Source organism: Escherichia sp. TW14182, from assembly GCF_000208525.1.
GTDB classification, from domain to species: Bacteria; Pseudomonadota; Gammaproteobacteria; order Enterobacterales; family Enterobacteriaceae; genus Escherichia; species Escherichia ruysiae.
In genome coordinates, this window is the sequence record NZ_AEJZ01000073.1 from 1 (window position 1) to 10,697 (window position 10,697).

The 10,697-nt window shown below is 46.7% G+C and carries 11 protein-coding genes; 3 read left to right on the forward strand and 8 right to left on the reverse strand.

What is annotated here, in order from left to right; translation table 11 throughout:
• From EQY_RS0107170 to EQY_RS0107180, 3 genes are all read right to left on the reverse strand, one after another.
• On the reverse strand, positions 1-1,275 hold a 1,275-nt coding region (locus EQY_RS0107170), incomplete at its 3' end, for an ESPR-type extended signal peptide-containing protein (protein WP_001033277.1).
• Positions 1,276-1,318: 43 nt separating this feature from the next.
• On the reverse strand, positions 1,319-2,002 hold the full coding sequence (locus EQY_RS0107175; protein WP_000867584.1) for a SadB/YajI family lipoprotein: 684 nt from the start codon (positions 2,000-2,002) through the stop codon (positions 1,319-1,321).
• A 490-nt stretch (positions 2,003-2,492) separates the two neighbouring features.
• Positions 2,493-2,855, reverse strand: a complete 363-nt coding sequence (locus tag EQY_RS0107180; protein ID WP_000665680.1) for a YibL family ribosome-associated protein — start codon at positions 2,853-2,855, stop codon at positions 2,493-2,495.
• A gap of 269 nt (positions 2,856-3,124) precedes the next feature.
• Here EQY_RS0107180 and yibT point away from each other — a divergent pair, with 269 nt between their 5' ends.
• Positions 3,125-3,334 carry a protein YibT gene (gene yibT / locus EQY_RS0107185; protein ID WP_000517102.1) on the forward strand — a complete coding sequence of 70 codons (210 nt, stop codon included), beginning with the start codon at positions 3,125-3,127 and terminating at the stop codon, positions 3,332-3,334.
• Positions 3,335-3,344: 10 nt separating this feature from the next.
• Here yibT and mtlR read toward each other — a convergent pair whose 3' ends face one another.
• The 3 genes from mtlR to mtlA form a co-directional block, all read right to left on the reverse strand.
• A complete protein-coding gene (mtlR, locus tag EQY_RS0107190; RefSeq protein ID WP_000981833.1) occupies positions 3,345-3,932 on the reverse strand; it encodes a mannitol operon repressor MtlR in 588 nt (195 codons plus the stop codon).
• Positions 3,932-5,080: a mannitol-1-phosphate 5-dehydrogenase gene (gene mtlD, locus EQY_RS0107195; RefSeq protein WP_000645445.1), complete on the reverse strand. Its 1,149-nt coding sequence runs from the start codon at positions 5,078-5,080 to the stop codon at positions 3,932-3,934. The genes mtlR and mtlD overlap by 1 nt, the downstream gene beginning before the upstream one ends.
• Positions 5,081-5,309: 229 nt before the next feature.
• A complete protein-coding gene (gene mtlA / locus EQY_RS0107205; RefSeq protein ID WP_000093250.1) occupies positions 5,310-7,223 on the reverse strand; it encodes a PTS mannitol transporter subunit IICBA in 1,914 nt (637 codons plus the stop codon).
• A gap of 536 nt (positions 7,224-7,759) precedes the next feature.
• Here mtlA and EQY_RS0107210 point away from each other — a divergent pair.
• Together EQY_RS0107210 and EQY_RS0107215 are read left to right on the forward strand one after the other, a co-directional pair.
• Positions 7,760-8,122: a DUF3302 domain-containing protein gene (locus tag EQY_RS0107210; RefSeq protein ID WP_000479629.1), complete on the forward strand. Its 363-nt coding sequence runs from the start codon at positions 7,760-7,762 to the stop codon at positions 8,120-8,122.
• Positions 8,123-8,124: 2 nt separating this feature from the next.
• On the forward strand, positions 8,125-9,261 hold the full coding sequence (locus EQY_RS0107215) for an HlyD family secretion protein (protein ID WP_000364946.1): 1,137 nt from the start codon (positions 8,125-8,127) through the stop codon (positions 9,259-9,261).
• Between the two features lie 150 nt (positions 9,262-9,411).
• Here the strand turns inward: EQY_RS0107215 and EQY_RS0107220 are convergent, their stop codons facing one another.
• Complete coding sequence (locus EQY_RS0107220; RefSeq protein ID WP_001088674.1) at positions 9,412-10,242, reverse strand: helix-turn-helix domain-containing protein; 831 nt, start codon at positions 10,240-10,242, stop codon at positions 9,412-9,414.
• Positions 10,243-10,413: 171 nt separating this feature from the next.
• On the reverse strand, positions 10,414-10,680 hold the full coding sequence (locus EQY_RS24370) for a sigma factor-like helix-turn-helix DNA-binding protein (protein WP_367226838.1): 267 nt from the start codon (positions 10,678-10,680) through the stop codon (positions 10,414-10,416).
• Positions 10,681-10,697: the final 17 nt, after the last annotated feature.

Here is a 10,697-nt window from a genome sequence, read left to right on the forward strand (position 1 = left end):
TGCCACATTGTCGTTAGTGGTTTTTAACTGCGAGCCGTTAACCGCATCGGTACTGGATGCGTTCAGCTCACCCGCCGTAACGTTGGTGGTTTTGCTGGTGGCATCGGAACCGTGTTTTGCACTGTAGACTTTTTTAACTGAGTCCCATTGTAATGTATTATCATCAATACCCTTTAACGCGTCGCCAACATTAGTAAAGGAGCCACTTTGCAGTTTGTAGTTAGGAGCATTAACAATCCCGGCAGTGCTCACTGAGGCGCCGCCGCCCAGACGGTCTGCGACTGACTTACTGATATCATAAAGCTGTGAACCATTGATAGCATCAGTACTGGTACTGCTAATATCGCCTTTTGCCATATGGACAATTTTACGCTGCAGCGTATCGTTACCCACTGAAACAGTATTATCTTCCACGGCAGTAGACTCTGTACCCAGAGCAACGGAGTTAACACCAGTTACGTTGGACAGGCTACCAATCGCAAGACTTTTTTCACTACCAGCATAGCTTTCTTGTCCAAGCGCAATACTGTTTTCGCTGCTTGACTGACTTTTATTACCCAACGCAATAGAATTTAAACCATCTGCCTTTCCTGCCTGACCGAAAGCCATTGCTCCAGCTTTAGTTGCCTGAGCCGCTTTTCCGAGCGCAACGCTATTATCCGCGTTAGCTATGCTGCCTGAACCCAATGCCAGACTATATAAACCATTTGCCTGCGACTCGTATCCGAAAGCAATAGCCTCATCACCATCAGCCGTTGATGCATTCCCGAACGCCAGGGAATTCAGCTTACTGGCGCTAGCGCCCGCGCCCAGCGCAATTGCATAATCCCCAGCGGTCCTACTCGAACTTCCGATTGCAATTGCCCGGCTTCCTGTAGCTTCCGCACCTTGCCCAAATGCCGAAGATCTCTCTCCCGTTGCTTTGGTTTGGTAACCATATGCTGATCCCCCTATACCAGAGGCATCGGCCAAATAACCTATCGCGACTGAGGCTGTCGTTACTGGCGTGCCATCTGATGATGTTTTCGATGAAGCTTTAGCACCCTTACCAATAGCAATCCAATAATCTTCAACAGGTACATCTTCACTACTTTTACCACCATCGAGACCGACAGAAGCGCTCGTTCCAAACGACGACATCAACCCACCGGCAACCAACGCAGAAATTAACAGCTTGCTGCGACCGCTCTTCTTTCCACGGCTTTTTGCCGTTTCGCTGGCGACGCTGTAACTTCCCGTCGCAGGGTTCCAGATAACTTTAAAAATTTTGTTCATTGTTGTTGCTCTCTATTCCTTGATATAAGTGCAATGACTGCATTTATTTTTTGCTTTTTTTCTGCCGGTTATCAGCAGGTGGAAGGTTGTCGAAGTTGATATTCTGCATATTAATAGCCAACTTCAGGTATTTCAGGTTATTGGGCGACACCCCTTTTAACGTTAAGTTAATGTCTTGCCATTGACCTGGTAATAATTTCAGCGTGGAGTTCATGGTGGTACTAAATAGTAGCTGTTGCCATTTGGCATATTCTTTTAGATCACCCGGTCTTTCACCGCCCCAGGTGGCATGAAAACCAATATTTGATACGGGAATACTTAATAAATTGGCCAATGACATATGAATAACACTGCCATTTTCTATTGCTTCAACAGATAACACCCTGCCGGCAATACCTACCGAACCGTTATTTAAAATGAAATATTTTGTTTGATCGGGGTTAAATTCAGTAAAGACAAATGTATCTTGCTGATGCTTAATCTCTTTCACTACCTGAGCCAGCAGCTTTGTACTGTTTATTAGACTAATGCTTTGTTTTTCAATGGTGTTTGTCTTTTTGGTTTCTTGTTCTAGTCGTTTTTCGAGTTGATCAATTCTGGCCTTTTGTTCTTCTTGTTGTTTTGTGAGTTCATCAACGACTTTGTTTTTTTCGACATAGTCACAACCTGACAGCATCAGTATTGTCGAAGCCGCCAGGACGCTTATCAATAATTTATTCACTTTCATATAAAGTTATCCTTACATATCATCCCTGATACCAACGCGGTCTAAGGGATGTGTCCATTTGTGGTTGATGCTTTTGCGATTTATACGGCTGGCTTTATGAATGTTGCGAATATATTTGTTATGAAAATTATTTATTAAGTTTTAAAATTGTTTAATTGTGTTAGGGAGGCGGATTTTAATGAGGAGGGTTGTCAGATGTCAAACACTGCATTTAAAGCAGAAAAATAGCTTTCATTTAATATTCACACAATAAATGTTTTGGGTGAGTTTTTAGAATGTGGATGGAAAAAATAACGGCAAAAGTTTTATTTTATGAATGATATCTTCCATTTTTAGGCGTCGAACCAAACCTTTTACTGAATGCATTTTCAGATTTAGTGCCATTGGTAAAAAGTAGACTCTACGAGGAAACAGAGGAAAAAGAGGAGGATATTTGTTGCATCCCGCATTTAGAAACGCGGGATGTGAGGGAGATATACAGGTAAGAGGGTTAAAACGCTGTCTTTGAGAACCCGGTCATCTCTTGCAGACCCATTTCACGACCCAGTGCGGTCATCGGATGTACAACCACAAGCCCCCGAACGCTTTTCTTCAGCTTACCCATATCGGCTTGTTCTTTTTTGGTAATCGCGCGCTGGAACGGCATCTTCATCAGCTTTTGTGCTTCCTTACTGAGTTTCTGGCTGTGAACTTCGCGCAGGCGAGCAATTTCTGCTTCCAGAGTTGCTTTCTCTTTTTCCAGCTCGGCATATTTGTCTGCGGCTTCAACCAGCGACAGATCGGCCTGCTGGTGACGGATGGCGTCCAGACGATCGCTGAGACGTTTGATTTCGTTTTTTTCGACTTCTTTCATGGGATGGCTTCTGATAAAGATAAATTTATAGCCCCTAGTATGCGCGACGAGGTGCTTTGTTCACAACCGATGGCATTGTAATAGTTTTGTCGGGTAACAAATCTTGTGTTCAAAAATCATATAATATATTGATTAATAAACAATATAATCAGAAGGTGAGGGCAAGCGTTGTGGATTTCGCACGTTTTCCTTAATGTCATTTTTATCGGGATCTAAACTAAAATCGGCGGTCGCGCTTTCCCGGCGCGGGGTAATACGGAGATATTATTATGGGCAAATTAGGTGAAAACGTTCCGCTTCTTATTGATAAAGCCGTAGATTTCATGGCATCAAGCCAGGCGTTCCGGGAGTATCTGAATAAACTTCCCCCCCGTAACGCGATTCCATCCGGTATACCTGAGGAAAGCGTGCCGTTATATCTACAACGTCTGGAATATTATCGCCGACTTTATCGGCCGAATCCGGTAGAGGAGAAGTAAGCGAAAGTACTTACTTTTGAAAGGCTTTTTTTAAGCTGATTTTGGAAATCAGCTCTGTCAGTGAAAGGACCATTGTTGATCGCACAGCCTGTTGGTAACGCTGAACTTGCATCGCATACAAACTGGAGTCTATTGGTTCAAACTGTGGCGGCGGTGGTAGTGCCGCCACGCAATGCAGTTCGCCAAATGGCCCAAGAATTTCATCATCGGTAAATGCGTACTCGTTGCCGTCGTGGTTCAGCTCTTCCCGCAGTGCCATCAACAGTTCCGCATCTTCGTATTCATGGCGACTAATTACGCCAAGCCCATAAATCAGCTTTAAGCGCACGGACAGATCGCCCAGCGGACCATCGCCGTCGAGTAACGGTTCTACAGCATACTTCACCGCGTAATCGTCTTTGCGGAATACCTGAAGCACCAAAAGATTCACCGCCTCGGTCAGGAGATCGACGGCGGTAATCAGAAAGCTTCGCACGGTTTTGCCAGCATTCAGACGCTCAAGCACACGGTTTTCAAAGGCCTGGGTTTGTTCCATTGTTGCCTGCATATCTGACAATCTGTTATTCGGGCGCAGGGAGTCCTGCGCCTGGTTCATCATTATTGCATTGCGTTATAAGCGGTTACTGCCTCGGTGACAACCTCGCTGTTGGCATCAAGCCCGGAAATGTGCGCCAGCGCAGCCTGCGGACCTTTGTCAGCGATCAGTGCTGCCAGCTCCTGAGCCTGCGGATCATCTTCACTGCGGAAGTGCATTGCACCAGCAATCCCCTGAATCAGATTCTTGTGCGGAAGGCCGTATTCCAGTGTACCCAGCAGTGGCTTGATCAGACGGTCGCCAGCACTCAGTTTACGCAGCGGCTGACGGCCTACGCGCTCTACATCATCTTTCAGATACGGGTTCTCGAAACGGCCGAGGATTTTCTGGATGTACGCCGCATGCTTGTCAGCGTCAAAGCCGTAGCGTTTGATCAATACTGCACCACTTTCTTCCATCGCCCCTTTTACCACCGCACGGATTTTCTCGTCGAGAATCGCGTCACGAATAGTCTGATGACCCGCCAGTTTTCCAAGGTACGCGGTTATAGCATGGCCTGTGTTCAGGGTGAAGAGCTTACGTTCGACAAACGCCATCAGGTTGTCGGTTAACTCCATACCAGGAATGTTCGGCAGCGTGCCTTTGAACTGAGTTTTATCGACAATCCATTCGCTGAAGGTTTCAACAGTGACTTCCAGCGGATCATTCGTTGCAGACGCTGAAGGCGGTACGATACGGTCAACGGCGGAATCAACAAAGCCAACGTGTTCTTCTACCCACGCTTTGGCGTCTTCCGGCAGGGCGTTCATCACATGGCCTTTCAGTTGCGTTGTGCCGCGTACCATGTTTTCACAGGCGATAATGTTTAGCGGGGAGTCATTACCTTGCTCTTTACGTTTCACCAGCCCTTTGGCGATTGCCGGAGCAATGCGTTCCAGCACGACCGGGCCAACTGCGGTGGTGACTAAATCAACCTGGGCGATTAAATCCACCACATCGTCGCCAATGCTGCTGACGGCATTAACGCCGGTAACGGTATCCACCTGCTCGGTTTCGCCGACAACGTGAACCTGATAGCTATGACGGGCATTCAGGGCATCAAGTACCACCTGATTGACATCGGCAAACGTCAATTGGATACCCGCGTCTGCCAGCAGTTTACCGATAAAGCCACGACCGATATTACCTGCGCCAAAATGTAATGCTTTCATAGTATTAACCTTCATCAATGTTTTTACCCAAGAGGGCTGGGGTGAGGCTTTTCCCTCACCCAAACCCTCTCCATGTGGAGAGGGGCAGCGCCGGATGCGGCGTAAACGCCTTATCCGGCCTACAAGAACGTGAAAATTTAACAAACTGCGCTTTGTTTTGTAGGCCTGATAAGCAAAGCGCATCAGGCAATCAGCCCCACCGTCTCCATGAGGAGAGGGTGGGCCTGGATTACTTACGACCTGCCAGCAGTTCCAGCACTTCATCCACGCTGGTGGTGTATGCCAGACGCTCGATGACGGACTCATCATCCAGCGCGTTGGTCAGGCTGGTGATAACCTGAATGTGCTCGTTATTACGGGCAGCAATACCAATCACCAGGCGGGCAATGTCATCTTCTTCTTCACCGAAGCGCACACCTTCCGGATACTGACAGAACACCACGCCCGTTTTCAGTACGCGATCTTTCGCTTCAACCGTACCGTGCGGCACTGCGATAGACTCACCCAGATAAGTCGGGGTCAGTTTTTCACGATCCAGCATCGCCTGTACGTATTCCGGCTCAACATAGCCGCCTTTCACCAGTTGTTCGCCGGCAAAGCGAATCGCTTCTTCTTTGGTGGCTGCTTTGCGACCGAGGAAGATGTTCTCCGCACCGAGCTTAAACAGGTTGGCGTTAGAATCGTCAAAGCTGTCTTTCAGGCTGTCTTTCACTTTCACTTCGTTTTCAGTATGACGCTGGGCAGCAACCAGACGTTCGGTCAGGCTGGTGTACAGGCCGCTGTCGAGGAAGTTAGTCAGCGAAATATGCTGTGCCTGCGGCACCTGACGCATAGCGCGTTCGGTCAGGTCACGGTGAGTGATGACCAGATCTACATCTGGCGGCAGGTTGTTGATCGCGCTGTTAGTGACCGAAATCTGCGACAGACCTGCATCCTGAATTTTCTTACGCAGCACGCCTGCGCCCATCGCACTGGAACCCATACCGGCGTCACAGGCAACGATGATTTTACGCACGTGGCTCAGGTCGTTAGTCACATCGCCCGCAGACAGCGGAGACGCACCTTTAGACTCAGCTTTCATGTCCTGCATACGACGAGTTGCTGCTTCAATATCGTCTTCTTCTTTCACTTTGCTGGTTTTCAGCAAAATAGCAGAGACAACGAAGGAGACCGCCATCGCCGCACACACACCCGCGATGTTAGCGAAGTAAGCACCTTTTGGCGTCATCGCCAGTACCGCGAGGATAGAACCCGGAGATGCCGGAGAAACCAGACCACCGCCCAGGATAGTCAGCGTGAACACGCCAGTCATACCGCCGAGGATAACGGCCAGAATCAGACGCGGATTCATCAGTACATACGGGAAGTAGATTTCGTGGATACCACCCAGGAAGTGGATGATTGCCGCACCGCCCGCAGACTGTTTCGCACTACCACGACCAAAGAACATGTACGCCAGCAGCACGCCCATACCCGGACCCGGGTTCGCTTCAATCAGGAAGAAGATGGATTTACCCAGTTCATGGGACTGCTGAATACCCAGCGGCGAGAAGATACCGTGGTTAATGGCGTTGTTGAGGAACAGGATTTTCGCCGGTTCAACAAAGATAGACGCCAGCGGCAGCATGTCATGGACAACCATGAAGTTAACGCCCGCAGCCAGCATTTTAGACAGGGCTTCAACAATCGGGCCAATGCCGAGGAAGGCCAGAATGGCGAGGATCATCCCGATGATGCCAGCGGAGAAGTTATTCACCAGCATCTCAAAACCGGATTTGATCTTACCGTCTACCCAGCGGTCGAAGTGCTTAATGCACCAGCCGCCCAGCGGACCTGCAATCATAGAACCGAGGAACATCGGCATGTCTGCGCCGACGATAACGCCCATGGTGGTGATGGCACCGACTACGCCGCCACGTTCTCCGCCTACCAGCTTACCACCGGTATAACCGATCAGCAGCGGCAGGAGATAAGTGATCATCGGCCCGACCAGCTTCGCCAGCGTTTCGTTCGGTAACCACCCTGTTGGAATAAATAACGCGGTGATGATACCCCACGCGATAAACGCGCCGATATTTGGCATCACCATGTTGCTGAGGAAACGACCAAAGCTTTGCACTTTGATCTTAATATCGGATGACATAAAAACACCCCTTCTTATGTTTGCTGTCGCGCAGGCTGGAAGCCCGAGGTTTTTTGTTAATGTGGCGGCAGAGGTAGCCGGACCTTGTAGATACTGCGAAATCTGGCACTGAATCGGTTAACTGTCCAGTCGGCGGCCTTTTGTGTGATATCAGTCACATAAATATAGGGGGTAGAGAGGTAATTGACGTGACGCTCATCACAAAATGACTGTGTAAAAAAACAACAAGACGGCGATTTTCGCTAAAAATGGCATTCAAATGTGAGTAATGTCACAATTTTATTTTGATGGTTTGTTGAATCTTTGTGATCTGAATCACAAGATATTTTCTTCGGTAATTCACCTGATGTGATCTGCAACATGTTCTGACTTTGCCTTAAGACAGTTTTGTAACTGAGCAACTCATCGCCTTTTAAAATTATCCTTCGGTGTGATGGCGAGATTGGCAAACGCAGATTAATGTCAAAGTATCAGCCTGACTCCCTTCCGGCTGCCAGCCAAAAAACAACACTGATAAGCGTGAATCCGAGGCAGATATGTTTCTAAACTACTTCGCGTTGGGAGTGCTGATCTTCGTCTTTCTGGTGATTTTTTATGGAATCATCGCGATACATGACATCCCCTATCTTATTGCCAAAAAGCGCAACCATCCCCACGCCGACGCTATTCATACGGCGGGTTGGGTAAGTCTGTTTACCCTGCATGTAATCTGGCCGTTTCTGTGGATCTGGGCAACGCTTTACCAGCCAGAGCGCGGCTGGGGAATGCAGTCACATGTTGCGTCGCAGGAGAAAGTGACTGACCCGGAAATCGCCGCACTTTCTGACCGAATTTCCCGGCTGGAGCACCAACTTGCAGCTGAAAAAAAGAGTGACTATTCCACGTTCCCGGAGATCTGATTATGGATCTGTTAATTGTTTTAACTTACGTGGCGCTGGCATGGGCGGTCTTTAAAATCTTCCGCATTCCGGTGAATCAGTGGACGCTGGCGACGGCGGCGCTGGGTGGCGTATTTCTGGTGAGTGGTTTGATTTTATTGATGAACTACAACCATCCTTACACTTTTACCGCGCAAAAGGCAGTGATAGCTATCCCTATCACGCCACAGGTGACGGGGATCGTGACTGAAGTCACCGACAAAAATAATCAGCTTATTCAAAAGGGCGAAGTGCTTTTTAAGCTCGACCCGGTACGTTATCAGGCGCGAGTAGACAGACTCCAGGCTGATTTGATGACGGCGACGCATAATATCAAAACGCTGCGCGCGCAGCTCACTGAAGCGCAGGCCAACACCACCCAGGTTTCAGCGGAGCGCGACCGACTGTTTAAAAATTATCAACGTTATCTGAAAGGCAGCCAGGCGACGGTCAATCCGTTCTCAGAACGTGACATCGACGACGCGCGGCAGAATTTCCTCGCGCAGGATGCGCTGGTGAAAGGTTCGGTGGCGGAGCAGGCGCAGATCCAGAGCCAGCTCGACAGCATGGTCAACGGTGAGCAATCACAGATTGTCAGCTTAAGGGCGCAACTTACTGAAGCAAAATATAACCTTGAGCAAACCATTATTCGCGCACCAAGCAACGGCTACGTTACTCAGGTACTGATCCGCCCAGGCACTTACGCGGCAGCTTTACCGCTGCGTCCGGTAATGGTCTTCATCCCTGAGCAAAAACGGCAAATTGTTGCCCAATTTCGGCAAAATTCACTGTTACGTCTGAAACCCGGTGATGAAGCAGAAGTGGTGTTTAACGCGCTGCCTGGGCAGGTATTCCACGGCAAACTGACCAGTATTTTGCCGGTGGTGCCTGGCGGTTCGTATCAGGCGCAGGGGGTGCTGCAATCGTTAACGGTCGTGCCCGGAACGGATGGTGTGCTGGGAACCATTGAACTCGACCCTAACGCTGATATCGATGCCTTACCCGACGGCATCTACGCCCAGGTGGCAGTTTATTCCGACCATTTCAGCCATGTTTCGGTGATGCGGAAGGTGCTGCTGAGAATGACCAGTTGGATGCATTATCTTTATTTGGATCATTGAGGGGGCGGCCTGGAGGTACAGGCGCTATTGGCAGGAATAGTCACAGTTCTGGCTTACTGGCTATTGCCAGAACTGGTAGCTAAGTTCATGCCATTTGATGCATTTACTGTTAATACACAGGATAAACAACTATTCTGTAGAATTTAGATATTAGACTTTTCGTTTAACCTTCAGAGAAAACTGTTTCGGTGTAATCCCAAAGTAATTTTTAAAGTTTCGAATGAAATAAGATGTGCTTGTATATCCAACATCATACGAAATTCTATTTATATGTTTTTCAGTGGATGTGATCATTTTCGCCGCATGCTGCATTCTGATATCTAAAACTAACGCGTTGAAGTTATTATTTTCTCTTTCAAGTTTTTTCCGAATTGAAACTTCTGACATATGCAAGATATCTCTCAGATCGCTCAGTTTCCATCCTCTTGATAAATCTGCTTCGATGATTTTTTTGAGCTTCTCGGTAAAGGTAATATCTGTTGATACAGACAAGGAATACGCAAGTGGCTCAATTTCATGAATCCTGGAAAGTAAATAAGCAATCTTATAAACTTGCCTGTATGGTGGTAAATCATCACTCATAAGTCGTCTAAAAATTTCTTTATCTGTTTCTTCCAGTTTATAAAAAAATATTCTTTTTCTAACCTGGGTAACTAAACGTTGCCCTGACAAAATCGGTTCCATGACCTTACAGACACTACTTAATATATCGCTATCAATAGTATAAATATCATAGGGTACGCCACTTCCAAGCACTTTTAATGTTGCATCAATGACGAGGTTCTTTTCTATATAACACAAAGAGCCGGGAGAGATATCAATAACATCCCCATCTGTTGCCTTAATCACTAATTGTGCATTTCTGATAAAAATCACTGCACTATTGTAAAAACGTATTTTTTTTAATGTAAGCGTGTGATTGTTATCCAAATTAGTATTGATAGGGAGGTCAAACTTGGTACAAGCAACTCGACTATTCATAAAGCCACCTCATGCTTTGTATATATAATTTCATGAGTTTTTACGTTGTGTAAACTCGAAATTTCAACGTATGGGGAAAAAAAGTCAAAACATAAATGTTAATTAAAAACAATATGTTATGCTATGTTAATTAAACTTTATTATGATAATGATAATATTATTATCATGAAATTATGCGTGATTAACGAAGTTATGTTGGTTGCCTATACGTTGACTGAAAAATTTCTTTAATGATGCTGGTAACTTTCTGGTGGTTTCTATTCCTAGTTTTGATTTAATACGATTGAATCTATAGTAAATTTTACTAGTTGAAAGACATGTTATTTGGGATATTTCCTTTACACTCTTTTGATGGAAAAAATATAAAAAAAAGATCTCTCTCTCAATGTTACTAAATGAGTTGATTGATTCAATAATAGATGTATTATTTTCATAAATGCATACGGTTCCATTAT